Genomic DNA, 16,067 nt, shown 5'->3' with positions numbered 1-16,067 from the left:
TCAGGCGACATGCGCACCCCTGGGGGTTCGGTGGGGGAATCCGAAACGTGCGCCCACAGCACTGTGGTCGATCAATGGCCCGAAAGCAGACCATTGACGTAGCGCGTATGTTTCACCCCCGGCGCCCCCCACGTCAAGAGCCTCTTCGGGCCCCGCCAAAGCGAACCGCACCTCGGTACGATTCCCTGGTGGACCAAGCAGGCGAGCGCGACACACGGATGGACTGGCAGGGCGGCGCGATCTTCCGCCCCGTCCGGACGGGCAACGCGTTCGAGGAGACGGTCGAACGGATCCTGGAGGCGGTCAAGCTCGGCGTCTTCGGGTACGGCGACCGCCTGCCCGCCGAACGCGAACTCGCCGCCCGGCTGAACGTCAGCCGGGAGACCCTGCGCGACGCGATCCGCTCACTCCAGCAGGCCGGGTGCGTCGAGTCGCGCCGGGGACGCTACGGCGGCACCTTCGTCACCTACCGCCTCCCCCCGCCCGACCTCGGCGAACTCCGGCGCGCCGTCCAGGACATGGGCACCGAGCTGGAGGACGCGCTCACCTTCCGGATGGTCCTGGAGACCGGCGCGGCCGAACAGGCCGCCAGACGCACGCTCACCACCGAGCAGCGCGAGTACCTGCTGGAACGCCTCACCGACGTGGAGGACGCCGCCCCTGACGCGTACCGCCAGCTCGACTCCCGCTTCCACCTGGCGATCGCCGAACTGACCGGCTCCCACTCGCTGGCCGCCGGCGTCGCGGAGAGCCGGATGCGGCTCAACGACCTGCTCAACGCAATCCCCATGCTGGAACGCAACATCGCCCACGCCTGCGAACAGCACCGGGCGATGGCGGAGGCGATCCTCAAGGGCGACATCGACAACGCCCGCCGGTCCACCGAGGAGCACCTGGAGGCGACCGCCGCCCTGTTGCGCGGCTTCCTCGGCTGACCTGCGCGGGCCGGCTCGTTTCGTCGGCCGGACGACTCCTGGTGCTTCGAGCGGCTACTCCGGGGCTGAACCGGATTCGAGCGTGTCACGGAAGTCGAACGCCCACTGCCGCTGCTCGCCGGTGTCCGGGACGGCAAGGCCGCGCGCGCGTTCGATCCCGCTCCAGGCGGTGTCGGGGTCGGTGCCGTTCAGGATTAGCAGCGCGGCAGCGAGGAGCGAGGAGCGTCCGATGCCCGCCCGGCAGTGGGTGACGATGTGTGCGCCCGCACCCAACTCTGCGGCGAGCCCGCGCAGGGCGGGCAGGATCGTGGCGGTGTCGGGGACGGTGCGGTCGGGGATGGGTATCGCGACGAACCGCAGCCCGGCCGCCGCAGCCGCCCGGGGTTCCTCCGTGAGCGCGAGCTCATGGAGTTCCGGCCCGGTCAGGGCGCAGACCAGGACGTCCACGCCGTGCTCGTGCAGAGCGGTCATCTCGTCCGCGAGCCAGTCGCCGCCACGCGGTCTGGCCATGGTGCTCAACTGCCCCGGGCCCGGACGGTCGATGGTGAAGAGGGCGGGTCGCATGGCACCAGCGCTTTCGGTCGGGGTGAGTGCATGAGGGCCACAGGCACTGGGCGGCCCACGCGATATATCAGTGGGCCGCTGAGTCCGGTCCGGGCAGAATCTACGCCATGTCCCGTACTGTCGATCAACTGCTCGAGTCCCTCGATCCGCTCCCCCACCCGGCCCGCCAGCAGCAGCTGGCCAAGGCCGTGCGATCGCTCGCCCACACCGGGGACCTGCCCGCCGTCCTGGCGGAGCTGGACGGGCGCGGCCTGTACGAGAGGCGGCTCGCGGCGCTCGCCGCGCTGATGGGGCGGCAGACGGACTACCTGGCGGAGCGGCTGGCCGACCGGGACCAGGTGGTGCGGGGCTACGCGCTGCGGGCGGCGCGGACCCTGCCCGTACCGGACTCGGCGATCGAGGCCGCGTACGAGGACGCCTCCGCCGTCGTCCGCCGGCAGCTCACCAGGATGGTGACCGCCAGCCACCGCACCGCGCTGGCCGAGCGGTTGGTCATCACCCTGCGTGCGAACTGGGGTGACGGCGAGGCCGTGCGGCTGCTCCCCGCCTGCTCGCCGGAGTTCGTGGCCCGGCTGCTGCCGGAGCTCGGCTATGCCGTCAACTCCTGGACTCCGCTCGGCCGTTGCCATCCCGAAGTACTGCTGGACCTCGCCGAGCGGGAACTCGCCGAACGGCCGCGTCAGCAGCGCGCGATGTGGTGGCAGCAGCGCGCGGACGGCGTTGCCGCAGCCGCCCCGGCGCACCCCGAACGGGTCCTCGGCCTGCTGGAACGGTACTGCTCGCCGCAGCTGATCGGCCCCTTGCACCGCCTGCTCGGCGAGCTCATCACGGCCGACGCCGAGCGTGCCGTCCGGTGGATGATCAACCCGGAGCACGGCGAGCAGACCTACCTGCCGCTGCCGACGCGGTCGATGCTGCGTCGGCTGGTGGCAGCCGACCCGCCGTCGCTGGTGGCGCTGGGCCGGCACTATTTCGGCCACCCCGCGCACTTCGCCGTCCTGTTGAGGGTCCTGCCGCCGAGCCGCCGAGCCGCCTTCTTCGAAGCGGCGAGCGAGGGGCTGAACACCGACCGGTTCAGCGAACTCGACCTGCTGCCACGCGAGTTCCGCTGGGCCCGGGCCCGGGCGGACGTCCGGCGCCACACCGCCGCCGGCGCCGACCGGCACACCGTCCTGACCTCGCTGGCCCACCTCCCGGCGGCCGAGGCGCAGCCGGAGCTGCTCACCGCGATCCGCCGCCCCGAGGCGGGCGACCGGGCCCGCGCCTGGCCGCTGCTGGTCGCCAACGCCGGCCGCTCCGGCGACCCGACAGTAGTGCTCCAAGTGCTGGATCTGGCAGTCAAGTTGCGCAACGAGCAGGACCCGGTGCGCTCCGCCGCCCTGGAGGCGCTCGCCCAACTGCCACCGGTCCTGTTCACCGCAGAGAGCACCCCGCTGCTCGACCGCATCCTGACGGACGCGCTGGAGGCCCGCGACAGCTCCCACCGGACCAGGCAGGCACTGCGCCGGCTCGCCGTCGCCCTACTGCGAGAGAACGCGGCGGACGGCGAACCAACCCTCCTGGCTTGGGCGTTGCACGCCCTCGAGCGGATCACTGGCTACACCGGCGGGGCCGATCTCGGCCAGCTGCACCGCACCCTCCGGCGCGGCCAGGAGGACCAGGTGCTCGAAGCACTCAGCCCCTGGCTGGCCGCCGCCGCCAAGACCCGGGACTACGAGCTGCTCTTCTCGCTCACCCGGTCCCTCGGCGACCGCGCCCGCCGGATGCCCGCCCTGCAACAGCTGCTCTGGGACGCCATCAAGCGCGGCAAGAACGACGCGCTCCGCACCGCCGCCCAGCTCTGGCTGGACGAGCCGTCCACCCGGGGCGCACGGGTGGCGGAGCTGCTCGAACGCGAGCCGTCCGCAGTGGTACTGCCATGCGTCCAGCAGGTACTGACGTCCCGCCGGACGGATCTGCTGGACCGGCTGATCGCCGAACAGCCGCCGTACGGAAGGTTCCTGAAGAAGGGCACCCGCCTGCCGCTGCCCTCCTTCCGGGACGCGCACCGCTGGCTGCCCCGCCAGCAGGAGGCCGCCGCCCGGCTGGTCGCCGCCGCAGTCGCCGACGAGTCCCAGACCCTCTATGCGCGGGCGGCAGCCCTCCGGGCGGCGGCGTTCCTCCCGGTGCACGGCCGGGTGCTCGCGCTGCGCTACGCCGACTCGCCGGAGGTGGTCCTCGCGGAGGCCGCGCTGGGCGCGCTGGTCTGGACGGAGTACCCGGCCGAGGAGCTGCCGACCCTGCTCGCGCACGTCGGGGGCGACCGGGCGCGGGTGGCCGTCTACGCGGCCTCGCGCGCCGCGCGCTTCGCCTCGCCCTCCGAACTCGCCGTAATGGTAGGAGAGTTGCTGACCGCCACGCAGGGCGTGAAGGTGACCAGCCGCAAGGAGGCCGTCCGGCTGGCGGCCCAGTACCTGCCGCTCGGCCAGGCCGCCGAACAGCTGGTGGCCGCCTACCACGCACCGGGCCAGCACCTGGACGTGCAGGCGGCGGCAGTCGTCTTCTCGGCCACGCTGCTGGGCTCGGAGCAGGTCTGGACACTGCTCGCCGACGCCGCTCACGGGGCGCCGCAGTCCTTGCACGCACTGCTGCGGACCAACCCATGGGAGCTCACCGAAGCCCACCGCCCGCGCTACGCCCACCTGGTGGCCCAGGTCTGCGGGGCCGCCGACCGCGAGGTCGCCGACGTGGGCCTGCAAGTGCTGCCCCGCTGGGCGGCGTACGCCCCCGAGGCCCTCGAGGTGATCACCCGGAGCATCACCGACCTCGGCAACCGTACGACCTGGCGGTCCGCCGCCCGCACCCTCGGGACGCTCGCCACCTCCGGCGCGGCGCACCCGCTGGGCGGCGCGGACCCGGGCAGCCTGCTGCACACGGCCGTCACCGGGCTGCTCGCGGCCGTACGGGCCGGGGAGTACGAAGCGCTGGCCGACCGGGACCTGCCGGCCCGGCAGCGGCTCGTCGAACTGCTCTCGGTACGGCCCGATCGCCGGGCCCGGCCGGTGCTCACAGCGGCGGCCGCGCTGCTGGCCGACGAACCGTCACTGACACCGACCCGGATCGACCTGCTCCGCCGTACCGTCGATCTCGACGCCGACCCGGCCGACCTCGACGCGCAGCTGTCCGCCTTGGCCGCCGCGCACTCGGGGCGTCCGGCCCTGGCCTCCGCGACCGCCGGCCGCCTGCGGTCGGACCACACCCACGGACGGCTCCCGCTCACCCCGGAGAGCGTCCTCGCGGCAGCCGAACGGCTCGCCACCGAGGGCGGACCGGCAGCCGGGCTGCTCGCCACCGCCCTGGTCGCGGCGATCGGCCCCCGCCTCGGCTGGCCCGAGCAGTGGCGGACGGCCCTGCGCTCGCTGCGTCGCCACCCGGCGGCGGACGTCCGGGACGCCGCACTGGCGGTGACGACCGAGGGCGAGTAGGCCGGTCCGGGAAGACCGTCCTGGGTCCACCGGCAGGGTGGGCCCAGGACGGTCAGAAGGCCGGTCCCGAACCGCCCGTGACGCAGACGACCGTGGACCGGGTCTCAGTGGCCGCTCCGGTGGTGCCGGTGATGGTCGCGGTCGCGGTGACGAGCGAACTCAGGACATCCCGGACTCGGGCAGAACGGAGTCGGGCAGAACGGAGTCGGGCAGAACGGACTCAGGCCGTCAGGGCCGCCGCCCGCTCCCGGCCGCGCAGTTCGGCCCGGGCCGCCCGGCGGCTGTCCGCCTCGGCGGGGTCGAGGACCGGTACGGCCGCCAGCAGCCCCCGGGTGTAGGGGTGTTGTGGCGACTCGTACACCTCGTCCACCGTGCCGAGTTCGACGATCCGGCCGTGCCGCAGCACCGCGACCCGGTCGCTGACCTGGCGGACCACGGCGAGGTCGTGCGCGATGAAGACCAGGGTCAGCCCGAACTCGGCCTGCAGGTCGGCCAGTAGGCGGATCACCTGGGCCTGGGTGGTGACGTCCAGGGCGGAGACCGGCTCGTCGCAGACGATCAGCTTGGGCCGCAGGGCCAGCGCCCGGGCGATGCCGACCCGCTGGCGCTGGCCGCCGGAGAGTTCGTGCGGGTAGCGCTGGTACCAGTCCGGCCGGAGGCCGACCCGGTCGAGCAACTCGCCTACTTCAGCCTTGAGTTGCTGGCCGGAACGGCCATGAACCCGCAGCGGGTCGGCGACCGACTCGCCGATGGTACGGCGCGGATTGAGCGAGGAGACCGGGTCCTGGAAGACCATCTGCAGGTCGCGGCGGAGCGGCCGCAGCCTGCGCTCGGAGGCGCGCGCCAGGTCCTCGCCCTCGAACCGGATCTCGCCGGAGGTGGGCTCGGCCAACCGTACCAGCAGCCGGCCGAGCGTGCTCTTGCCGCTGCCGCTCTCCCCGACCACACCGAGGGTCTCGCCGCGCCGGATGTCCAGGCTGACCCCGTCGACGGCGCGCAGCTTCGCGCGCGCGCCGAGCAGCCCGCGCCAACCGGCGGTCCCCCCGGCCGGTGCCGGGTAGTGCCGGTGCAGGTCGGTGACGCTCAGCAGGACGTCCTTCGGCCCGTCCGGCCGCTCGCGCGGACTGTCCAACCGGGGTACGGCCGCCAGTAGTTCACGGGTGTACGGCTCGCGCGGCGCGCCCAGCACCTCGGCCACCTCACCGCGCTCCACGGCCCGGCCGTCCCGCATCACCAGCACCCGGTCTGTGTTGCCCGCGACCACGCCCAGATCGTGGGTGACCAGTAGCAGCGCCATGCCGTCCTCGGCGCGCAACTCGTGCAGCAGGTCGAGGATCTGGGCCTGGACGGTGACGTCCAGGGCCGTGGTGGGCTCGTCCGCGATCAGCAGTTTCGGCGAGCAGGCCAGCGCCATGGCGATCAGCGCGCGCTGCCGCATACCGCCGGAGAACTCGTGCGGGTGGGACTTCGCCCGCCGCGCGGCGTCCGGGATGCCGACCCGGTCGAGCACCTGGACGGCGCGCTCGTGTGCGGCCCGGCGGGAGGAGCCGGTGTGCACGCGGTGAACCTCGGCGATCTGGTCGCCGATCGCCCAGTAGGGGTCGAGCGCGGACAGCGGGTCCTGGAAGACCATCGCGGCCCGCGCGCCGCGCAGGGCGCGCAACCCGGCCTCGGTCGCGGCGAGTACGTCCGTCCCGTCCACCCGTACGGCGCCGGTGACTTCGGCGCCGCTCCCCCGGTGCAGGCCGAGCAGGGCGAGGGCGACGGTGCTCTTGCCGGAGCCCGACTCGCCGACCAGGCCCAGCGATTCGCCCGCGCCGAGGTCGAAGGAGAGCCCGTCGACGGCCGCGACGCCGTCGAAGGCGACGCGCAGGTCCGCCACTTCCAGCAACTTCATGCCACGCTCACTCTCGGGTCGGCCAGCGCGTACAGCACGTCGGCGACGGCGTTGGCGATCACGATGAAGAAGCCCGCGAACAGGGTGACCCCGACCACCACCGGCAGGTCGATCTGGTTGACGGAGTTGACCAGCAGCCGGCCGAGCCCGTCGAAGCCGAACACCGACTCGGTGAGCATCGCCCCGCCGAGGATCTGGCCCACGTCGATGGCGAGCATCGTCACCACCGGCACCAGCGCGCCGCGCAGCGCGTGGCCGAAGACGATCCGGCGCTCGGAGAGCCCGTACGCGCGGTTGGTCCTGATGTGGTCCTCGGCGAGGGTCTCCAGCAGGCTGCTGCGGGTCATTCGCGCGTACGCCGCCGACATGATCAGCGCCAGCGAGAGCCAGGGCAGCACCAGGTTGGCCGCCCACTGCCCGGGGTCGTCGGTGAACGGGACGAAGCTTGGGAAGGGCATCCACTGCAGGTAGGCGCAGAACAGCATGACCAGCATCAGGCCGATCAGGAAGACCGGCGTGGACATCCCGGCCAGGGTGAGCGCGGTGAGCGCCCGCTCCGCCAGGCGGCCGCGCCGCAGCGCGGAGAGCAGGCCGGTGCCGACGCCGAGCACCAGCCAGATCACCATGGCGCCCACCGTGAGCGAGAGGTCGACCGGGATGCGCTGGGTGACCATCTGCAGCACGGGCTGGTCGGTCTGGAACGAGTAGCCGAGGCAGGGCGCGGCGCACCGGGTGAGGTCGGTGCCGGAGTCGAAGCTGCGCCCGGCGACCAGCCCGTGCAGGAACTGCCAGTACTGCTCCCAGACCGGCAGGTCGGTGCCGAGCTTGTGCCGGACGACGGCGAGCCGGGCGCCGTCGCAGCCCTTGCCGCAGACCAGGACGGCCGGGTCGTGCGGGGCGGCGAAGAAGACGACGTAGATGACGGCGGACATGGCGAGCAGCACCAGCACGGTGCTGACGGTCCGTCGCAGCAGGAACCGGATCATGCCTGGGCCTCCTCGGGCCGCTTGCGCCGCCGCTCGATCCCGGCCCGCAGGCGGGACTTGGCCCGTGGGTCGAGCGCGGTGCGCACGCTCTCGCCGAGCACGGTGAAGGCGAGGACGGTGACGAACAGCAGCGCGGCGGGTAGCAGCACGTAGCTGGGGTCGGCCTGGAACCAGTCGGTGGCGCTCGCCAGCATCTGCCCCCAGGAGGGGGTCGGCGGGCGGACGCCGACGCCGAGGAAGGAGAGCCCGGCCTCCTGCGTGACGTTGGCGGGCAGTTGCAGCACGCCGTACGTGATCACCGGTCCGGCCAGCGCCGGGAGGATCTCCCGCCGCGCCACCCGGTGCCGCCGGGCACCGGTCAGCCGGGCCGCCGCGACGTAGTCGAGGCCGCGCAGACTGAGCACCTGGCCGCGTACGATCCGGGCGGTCTGCCCCCAGCCGAGGATGCCGATGACCAGCATCAGCAGCAGCGGGCGCGGGAAGCCACCGGGCACGACGGCCATCAGCGCGACTGCGAAGACCAGCGAGGGGAAGGCGATCACCAGGTCCATCGCCCGGCTGAGCACGGTGTCCACCGTCCGGGTCCCCAGGCCGGCCGCCAGGCCGACCAGGACGCCGAGCGCGATCTGGACGACCGTCGCACCGAGCGAGACGGAGAGCGAGACCTGCGCGCCGTCGACCAGCCGGGCGAGCACGTCCCGGCCGGTCCCCGGCTCGACGCCGAGCCAGTGGTCGCCGCTCGCCCCGCCGAACGGTCCGATCGGCACGCCGCCGGTCGCGGAGTCGATCAGGTTGTTGTGGAAGGTGGTCGCGTTCTGGCCCTCCAACGCGCAGATCAGCGGCGCCGCGACCGCCATGAGGACCAGCAGGACGACCACGACCAGCGCGGCGACGGCCGCGCGGTCGGCACGCAGCCGCCGCCATACCTGGTTGCGGTCGGGCCGGGGCCCGGACGGTTCACGTCCGGGCACCGGGGCGTCCGGACCTTCAGAGCCTGGCTCTGAACCGTCCGGGCGCTGAGCGACCGTCGGGGTCTCGCTCATCAGTCAGCAGTCCTTACTTGACCGAGATCCGGGACAGGTCGTAGAGCCCGTTCCACTGGCTGACGTAGGCATTCCTGACGTCCTTGCCGTAGAGCCGCTTGTAGATCGGGTGGAACAGCGGCACGGTGTAGGCCTGCTTGCCGAGTTCGGCGTCCAGGCCGCCCCAGGCCTTGGCCGCCTGGGCCTGGTCGGTGAGCTTGTTGGCGGCGTCGATCTCGGCGTTGACCTTGGGGTCGTTCAGCTGGAACGAGTTGTAGTTGCCACCGTCGGCGAGGATCTGCCGCCCGTCGAACACCGGTGCCAGGAACGGGCCACCGGACGGCCAGTCGGCACCCCAGCTGGCCAGGAAGAGGCCGGGCTCGGTGGCCGGCTTCTGGTACTTGGTCTGGTAGTCGTCGTCGGCGGTGCCGTCGAGCTTGACGGTGATCCCGGCCTTGCCGAGCGCCTCCTGCACGGCCGCCGCGACCTCCGGGCCGCTGCCGTCGCCCGTCACGGTCGAGTGGCTGAGCGTGATGGTCAGCCCGTTCGGGTAACCGGCCTGCGCCAGCAGCTCCTTGGCCTTCACCGGGTCGCCGCTCTGGCCGGCCGGGAAGTAGTCGTACGGCGAGTACCCGAATGCGGGCTGGTCGGGCAGGAAGGTGGTCGCGGGCTTGGCGACAGAGCTGCCGCCGACCGCGTTGACCACCGACTCGCGGTCGATCGCGTACGAGACCGCCTGCCGCACCCGGACGTCGTCGAAGGGCTTCACCTTCGGATTGAAGGCGAGGTACTGGGTCTCGCCGAAGAAGCCGGTGACGACCCGGCTCTTGAGCGCGGAGTCACTGTTCAGCCGGGCCAGCACCGAGGCGTTGACGTTGGTGTCGCTGGTGACGGCGTTGGCGTCGTCACCCGTACCGGCGGCCAGCCGCTGGTTGATCACCGACTGGTCCAGCCCCGAGTTCACCACGACCTTGTCGGGGCACGCGAGGCGCTGATCGTCGGCCGAGCGCGCCCAGTTGGGGTTACGGTCCAGCACGATGGTCTTGCCGCCGTCGTTGCTGACCACCTTGTAGGGGCCCGACGAGATCGGATGCTTCTGGTAACTCGTGCCGGTGTCCTTGGACTTGGGAACGGGCGCGAACTGGGTGGCGGTCGCCAGGAACGGGAAGTCGCCCTCGGGCTTGCGGAGTTCGAAGACGATGGTGAGGTCGTCCGGGGTCTCGATGGAGGCGAGGTCGCCGCCCTTGTACGGCCCCTGGTACACCTCGCCGCCGACCAGCCAGTCCCGCAGGTACGGCGGGCCGCCCGGCAGCTCGGGCGCGAAGGAGCGCTCGACGCCGTACTTGACGTCGGCGGACTTGATCGGGCTGCCGTCCTCGAACTTCAGCCCCGGCTTCAGGTGGTAGGTCCAGACCGTCGCGTCCTGGTTCGGCTTCCCGGTGTCGGTGGCCAGGTCGGGCACCACCTTGGCGCTGTCCGGACCGTCCGTGGTGTGGTCACGGGTGGTCAGCGTCCGGAAGACGAGCGTGGGCACCTTGCCGCCGCCGGAGGTGTAGAGCTCGGCCGGGTCGAAGTTCCCCTGCCCCCGGTGGTTCAGCACCGTGAGGGTGCCGCCCTGGCAGGTCGCGGGATCGAACGCGGCGGCCGCCGACGAGCTCTTGCCCCCGCCCGCACCGCAGGCGGCGGTCAGCCCGGCCAGCAGCGCGACGGCGGAAACCGCGACAGCGGCCCTGCTCTTGCTCATGATTACCTCTCGGGAATGCTTCGGAGACCGCCGGATCACGGCGGCCGACAGGTCGGACGGAAGGGCACGGCAAGGGGCGGCGGACGGTTCGACGCCGCGACCGGGCTCGGGGAACGCCAACGCGATACGGACCGTCAGGACCGCAGCGTCAGCGTCTGCTCGTCACCGACATCGACAGGTGACGTCATCCGGGAGGGCCACGGGCACGCCGAGGGGCGCCGGCTCAAGGGCGGCGCAGCGGCGGGACGGACCATTCGGGGACATGCACAAAACTTTGAGGCCCTATAAGAAAATAGTCAAATTGCCTGTCGGGTATCCGTCATATCCGCTCGTGGTAATCAGCCAACCGCAGAAAGTGACGGCCCGCAGGCGTCGAACTCCCGGCCCTCGTCAGCGCTCGCCGTTCTCCGGTCGGCGGCTGCGCCCCGACCAGACCGGCTCCACCAGCTCCCAGGCCGGCTCCCAGGCCCGCTCGGCCCTGCGGTCGAGGGCACTGCGGCGCGCGACGTACCCGACCCGGACCAGCACCAACGTCCCGCTCAGCGCACCGAGTCCGTAGATCGCGGCGGACACCTGCAGTTCGGAGTCCGGGCGCGGCGGCGCCGCCGGGTTGCCGCTGTCGTCGACCCAGATGGCCACCGGCGTACCCGCCACCGCGCCGCTCGGCACATCGATCACGGCGCTGTGCCCGCCGGTCTGCCCGCCGGTCTGCCCACCGGCCGGCGGGTAGACCCAGCGGGCCTGCGCCTGCGCCGTCGTCCCGACGGGGTTGTCGACCGCTGCGGCGACGGTGGTCGCGGTCACCTGATGACGGTGCTGCGCCGTCTGCCGCGCGTCGGCCCGCATGCCGGCCAGCAGCGCCAGCGCTACCAGCGTCGCCAGGGCCAACGAGAGGGCCGCCGCCAGTGGAACGCTCAGCAGCAGCCTGCTGCGCGACCGGTCCACCGGGCGGCAGAGCGGGTTGGGCTCCCGCCCGACGGCCCGCCGCAGGTGGGCGGCGACTGACCCGTGCGAGCCCGGCCGACTGTGCGAGACGAATGCGGCGGACATGACGCGCCTCCTCGGGCCAGGAGCTGCGACCTCCGGCCGGACCGGGGGCACCGGTCGGAGGGTTCACTGTCAGTCTGCCCCCGAAACCCGGTCTTCCCCCAGCATTCGGCACCCCACTCCGACGCCGCGCTGCGGCCTTCGGCTCCGGTGCGTCAGCGGTCGGTGCTCCTGGGTATCAGCCGTGCGGGTCAGCCGGCCGTACCAGGCGCGCGGGTCAGCCGGCCGTACCAGGCGCGCGTGTCAGCCGCGCAGTATCCCGCCGACGATGGAACCGAGGGCGCCGCCCTCACCGGCGGCCACGGCACCGTCGCGGGCCAGGTACGGCTCCAGGGCGTGGGCCAGGCCGGACAGCGGCATGCTCTGCAGCCAGATCCGTCCCGGTCCGGTCAGGGCCACCAGGAAGATCCCGTCGCCGCCGAAGATCTTGTTGGCGATGCCGGGTATCCGGGTGACGGTGAACTGCACCGACTCCTCGAACATCCCGACGTGGCCGGGGTGGACCAGCATCGTCTGGCCGGGGGCGAGGTTGTACTCGGTGAGTTCGCCCGACAGCTCGACCCAGGCCCGGCCCTGGCCCTGCAGCCGCTGGAGCACGAACCCCTCGCCGCCCCACAGTCCGCCGCGGAAGGTCTGCTGGAGGCCGACCGTCGGGGAGATCCCGGGGGTGCCGCAGATCCAGCCGTGCCGGTGCACCACGACGCCCCGGCCCGGCGCGATGTCCACCGGGAGGATGTGGCCCGGCACCTTGGCCGCGAAGGCCACCAGGCCCGTCCCGCCCTGCGCCTGGTACTGCGTCAGGAATATCCCGCCACCGCCGACCGCGCGCTTCAGGGTGTTCATGAAGCCGCCCTTGCCACCGGCGTTCGTCGTCTGCGACATCTGCATGTTGGACGACATCCACGACAGCTCACCGTGGGGGGAGATCACCGTCTCGCCCTGCGCCAACTCGATCTCCAGCACCGGCATCGTGCTGCCCTTGACCACAGCCTGCATACTGCCCACTCCCCCAGTCGAGCCCGGCCGCCAACGGCCGAACCCCGTCGAACCCTGTAGAACCTGTCGAATCCGGCCGAAGACGGCCGTTACCGGGCGGCCCGTTGCGCCGCCCTCGCGCGCACGGTATCGCGCCTCCCCGGCTCCGACCAGGGCGGGGGCCGTAACGGGCGGTCGGCCCGGCCACCCCCGTCCGCAGGACTGTCAGCAGGTGGGGCTATGCTTCCCCCCACCGCGAAGCGGTGACGGGCGACCAGGGGGAGTACAGACGTGCAGAAGTCCGAGAGAGCACGGGACATGACGGGACTTCAGACCGACCGTCCGCACCCCGCCCGGATCTACGACTACTGGCTGGGCGGCAAGGACAACTTCGCGCCCGACCGGGCCGCCGCCGAGCACGCCATCAGCGTGTCGGCCGACATCCCGGCCGCAGCCCGCGAGAACCGCGCCTTCCTGCAGCGCGCGGTCCGGATGTGCGCCGAGGCCGGTATCCGGCAGTTCATCGACATCGGGGCCGGCCTCCCCTCCCCGGGCAACGTCCACCAGGCGGCTCAGGGCATCGCGCCCGACGCCCGGGTGGTCTACGTCGACAACGATCCGATCGTCCTGACCCACGGCCGGGCACTGCTCGCCGACAACCGCTCGACCACCGTACTGACCGGGGACGTCCGCGAGTTGGACGAGCTGCTCGACCGGCCGGAGCTGCGCGCCCTGGTGGACCTCTCGCAGCCGGTGGCCGTACTGCTCGTCGCCGTCCTGCACTTCGTCAGCGACGACGAGGCCAGGGAGGCGGTGGAGAGGGTCCGCAGCCGGGTGGCGCCGGGCAGCTTCCTGCTGCTCTCCCACAGCACGTTCGAGGGAAACCCCGAGCGGGCCGCAGCCGCCGCCAAGACCTGGGACAAGACCGAGTCGGGCATCAACCTGCGCGGTCGCGCCCAGGTCGAGACGTTCTTCGACGGCTGGGAACTGCTCGAGCCAGGTGTCGACTTCGTCCCGCTCTGGCGCCCGGAGGGCCCCACCGAGAACAGCACCCGCTGGATGTACGCGGGAGTCGGCCGCAAGGCCTGACGAACAGGCGCACCCGGCCTCCGGAGGCTCTCCGGAGGCCGGGTGTTCTGCTGCGCCCGGCCGTGGTGCTGCCGGAGTTGGCCCCTACTCAGCGGCCGAACGTCAGCTGCCGTACGTCAGCTGCCGGGAATCCGGCTCCGGCTCGTGCACCCGGTACGGCGGCTGCGGCTGACGGTGGCCCGCGCCGCGACCCGGGCGGACCGGCCACCAGATGCCCCGGCCGAGCAGCGCGGCCAGCGCGGGCACCAGGATTTCTGGTGGAGAATCCGGTCAGGGCGCGGATCAAAGTGTCCTCCGGGGTGGGGAGTTCGGCGCCGGGTTCCCGGGCCGTCTCCAGACCATCACGCGGCGGCCCCCTTGTTCGTCCGAGCGCAGGATGAACGCGCCCGGGGCCCAGGGCCCTCCGGAGGGCCGCTGGCCAGGACCGTACTCCTGGTCCCGGACCCACCCCAGGGCCCTGCTGCGGCCGGCCGGGCCAGGGCCCAATTCCAGCTGACGCACCGTCCGGACCGGGTCACCGTCGAGGTGCGCGACGACGGCGCGGGCGCCGCCGGGACGGGGCAGGGCGGGGCAGTGGGTGGAGCGGCGGACCGGACCGGGTACGGTCTGATCGGCATGCACGAACGCGTCGCCCTGCTGGGCGGCACCCTGGAGGCCGGCGGGCTCGACACCGGTGGGTTCGGGGTGGCCGCCGGCCTGCCACTGACACCGGGCGAGGGAGAGGGGCTGCTCCGATGAGCGGGGCCACCGAGAAGATCACCGTCCTGATCGCGGACGACCAGCCGCTGGTGCGACGGGGTATGGCCCTGATCCTGGCCCCCGACCCGTCGTTCGAGGTGGTGGCCGAGGCCGAGAACGGCGAACAGGCCGTCGTCCTCGCCCACCGGTTCCGGCCCGATGTCGTCGTGATGGACATCCGGATGCCCGTCCTGGACGGAGTCGCGGCGACCGAGCGGCTCGCGGCCGAGCTGCCCGCGTGCCGGGTGCTGGCCCTGAGCACCTTCGACATGGACGAGTACGTCGTCGCCGCCCTGCGAGCGGGCGCCTACGGATTCCTGCCCAAGGACATCTCCCCGGAGGAGCTGACGGCGGCGATCCGCACCGTCCACACCGGCGAGGCCGCCGTCGCCCCGCGCCTGCTCACCCGCCTGATCTCCGCCTACGTCAGAACGCCCCAGCGCCCGCAGCCACCCACCCCGAGCCTGGGCGAACTCACGCCCCGCGAGCTCGAGGTGTGGCTCCTGATCGCCACCGGCCTCGACAACGCCGAGATCTCGCGCACGCTGGACATCAGCGTCTCCACGGTCAAGAACTACATCACGAGCATCTTCGGCAAACTCCAGGTACGCGACCGCGCCCAAGCAGTGATCGCCGCCTACGAGTCCGGCCTGGTCGAGGCCCGCGCGGCGGCCGAGCACCACGCCGGGCCCGGCACGGCGTAGCGGCGGCAGGCCCGCACCGCCCGGTCGGACACCATGTCCCGCGCAGCACGGACCGGAAAGCATTGGCGATCGCCCGCCGGCCGCTGGCATGCTGACCAGGTGGAGAGACCGGAGATCTGGATCAGCTTTGCCCCCGAGCTGCATGTTTTCGTCGCTGCGGCGCAGCGAACAGCACGTTCGGCGGTACGTACCGACGGCGCCTCGACGCTCGGACACGTCGTGGAGTCCCTCGGGGTTCCGCTCACCGAGGTCGGAGCGCTGACGGCTGACGGGCAGACGGTGCCGGCCTCGCACATCCCGGCCGGCGGCGACGAGATCGCCGTACTCGGTGTGACGCGGCCTCAGCCGCTCCCGGGCCCGGCCCGGTTCCTGCTGGACGTCCACCTCGGCACGCTCGCGAGGCGGCTGCGGCTGCTGGGCGTCGACACCGCCTACGAGAGCGTGGACATCGGCGACGCCGCCCTGGCCGCCCGGTCGGCCGCCGACCAGCGCGTGATGCTCTCCCGCGACCGGGGGCTGCTGCGCCGCCGGGAACTCTGGGCGGGCGCGTACGTCTACAGCCACCGGCCCGCCGAGCAGCTCAAGGACGTCCTGTCCCGCTTCGCACCGCCCCTCACCCCGTGGTCCAGGTGCACGGCCTGCAACGGAGTCCTCCACGCCACCACCAAGGAAGCCCTGCACGACAAACTCGAACACGGCACCGAGCGCTCGTACGACACGTTCGCCCAGTGCACGGACTGCGGCCAGGTCTACTGGCGGGGCGCCCACCACAGCAGCCTGAACGCGATCGTCGAGGAGACCCTCCTCGAGTTCGGCGGACAGCCGTCCACAGCGCCCTCGGACACCTAAGAGTCACGACACCGGAGCAGTACCGGCATCTCGCCGACGAGCTCAGCCGCCCG

Annotated in this window: 14 protein-coding genes; 6 read left to right on the top strand and 8 right to left on the bottom strand. The window is 72.5% G+C overall.

Going from position 1 to position 16,067, the window contains the following annotated elements; genetic code table 11:
* Positions 1–188: 188 nt before the first annotated feature.
* Positions 189–935, top strand: coding sequence for an FCD domain-containing protein (locus P3T29_RS00720; RefSeq protein ID WP_280714202.1), 747 nt, complete (start codon positions 189–191; stop codon positions 933–935).
* Positions 936–989: 54 nt separating this feature from the next.
* Here the strand turns inward: P3T29_RS00720 and P3T29_RS00715 are convergent, their stop codons facing one another.
* The gene (locus P3T29_RS00715) at positions 990–1,499 is read right to left on the bottom strand and encodes a tyrosine protein phosphatase (RefSeq protein ID WP_280714201.1); all 510 of its coding nucleotides are present in this window, start codon (positions 1,497–1,499) and stop codon (positions 990–992) included.
* A gap of 107 nt (positions 1,500–1,606) precedes the next feature.
* Between P3T29_RS00715 and P3T29_RS00710 the strand changes: the two genes are divergently transcribed.
* Complete coding sequence (locus P3T29_RS00710) at positions 1,607–4,963, top strand: hypothetical protein (protein ID WP_280714200.1); 3,357 nt, start codon at positions 1,607–1,609, stop codon at positions 4,961–4,963.
* A 220-nt stretch (positions 4,964–5,183) separates the two neighbouring features.
* Here P3T29_RS00710 and P3T29_RS00705 read toward each other — a convergent pair whose 3' ends face one another.
* From P3T29_RS00705 to P3T29_RS00680, 6 genes are all read right to left on the bottom strand, one after another.
* Positions 5,184–6,860, bottom strand: coding sequence for an ABC transporter ATP-binding protein (locus P3T29_RS00705; protein WP_280714199.1), 1,677 nt, complete (start codon positions 6,858–6,860; stop codon positions 5,184–5,186).
* The gene (locus P3T29_RS00700) at positions 6,857–7,846 is read right to left on the bottom strand and encodes an ABC transporter permease (RefSeq protein WP_280714198.1); all 990 of its coding nucleotides are present in this window, start codon (positions 7,844–7,846) and stop codon (positions 6,857–6,859) included. Before P3T29_RS00700 ends, P3T29_RS00705 begins: the two co-directional genes overlap by 4 nt.
* Entirely contained in the window at positions 7,843–8,817 is a 975-nt protein-coding gene (locus P3T29_RS00695; protein ID WP_280714197.1) for an ABC transporter permease, read from the bottom strand. Before P3T29_RS00695 ends, P3T29_RS00700 begins: the two co-directional genes overlap by 4 nt.
* 85 nt (positions 8,818–8,902) lie before the next feature.
* Positions 8,903–10,612 carry an ABC transporter substrate-binding protein gene (locus P3T29_RS00690; protein ID WP_280714196.1) on the bottom strand — a complete coding sequence of 570 codons (1,710 nt, stop codon included), beginning with the start codon at positions 10,610–10,612 and terminating at the stop codon, positions 8,903–8,905.
* A 390-nt stretch (positions 10,613–11,002) separates the two neighbouring features.
* Positions 11,003–11,662, bottom strand: coding sequence for a DUF3592 domain-containing protein (locus tag P3T29_RS00685; protein WP_280714195.1), 660 nt, complete (start codon positions 11,660–11,662; stop codon positions 11,003–11,005).
* 240 nt (positions 11,663–11,902) lie between these two features.
* On the bottom strand, positions 11,903–12,655 hold the full coding sequence (locus P3T29_RS00680; protein WP_280714194.1) for an AIM24 family protein: 753 nt from the start codon (positions 12,653–12,655) through the stop codon (positions 11,903–11,905).
* A gap of 297 nt (positions 12,656–12,952) precedes the next feature.
* On the opposite strand from P3T29_RS00680, the gene P3T29_RS00675 reads away from it, so the two are divergent.
* On the top strand, positions 12,953–13,723 hold the full coding sequence (locus P3T29_RS00675; RefSeq protein WP_280714193.1) for an SAM-dependent methyltransferase: 771 nt from the start codon (positions 12,953–12,955) through the stop codon (positions 13,721–13,723).
* A gap of 102 nt (positions 13,724–13,825) precedes the next feature.
* On the opposite strand, the gene P3T29_RS00670 is transcribed toward P3T29_RS00675, so the two are convergent.
* Positions 13,826–13,969 carry a hypothetical protein gene (locus P3T29_RS00670; RefSeq protein WP_280714191.1) on the bottom strand — a complete coding sequence of 48 codons (144 nt, stop codon included), beginning with the start codon at positions 13,967–13,969 and terminating at the stop codon, positions 13,826–13,828.
* 111 nt (positions 13,970–14,080) lie between these two features.
* Between P3T29_RS00670 and P3T29_RS00665 the strand changes: the two genes are divergently transcribed.
* From P3T29_RS00665 to P3T29_RS00655, 3 genes are all read left to right on the top strand, one after another.
* Positions 14,081–14,461, top strand: coding sequence for a hypothetical protein (locus tag P3T29_RS00665; RefSeq protein ID WP_280714190.1), 381 nt, complete (start codon positions 14,081–14,083; stop codon positions 14,459–14,461).
* The gene (locus P3T29_RS00660) at positions 14,458–15,165 is read left to right on the top strand and encodes a response regulator transcription factor (RefSeq protein WP_280714189.1); all 708 of its coding nucleotides are present in this window, start codon (positions 14,458–14,460) and stop codon (positions 15,163–15,165) included. The genes P3T29_RS00665 and P3T29_RS00660 overlap by 4 nt, the downstream gene beginning before the upstream one ends.
* 99 nt (positions 15,166–15,264) lie before the next feature.
* Positions 15,265–16,014, top strand: a complete 750-nt coding sequence (locus tag P3T29_RS00655) for a Mut7-C RNAse domain-containing protein (protein WP_280714188.1) — start codon at positions 15,265–15,267, stop codon at positions 16,012–16,014.
* Positions 16,015–16,067 lie beyond the last annotated feature (53 nt).

The sequence above is a fragment of the Kitasatospora sp. MAP5-34 genome, from assembly GCF_029894335.1.
In the GTDB taxonomy this organism is placed as follows: domain Bacteria; phylum Actinomycetota; class Actinomycetes; order Streptomycetales; family Streptomycetaceae; genus Kitasatospora.
Note: the sequence above shows the minus strand (reverse complement) of the source record. Positions and strands in the feature narration are given on the sequence as shown.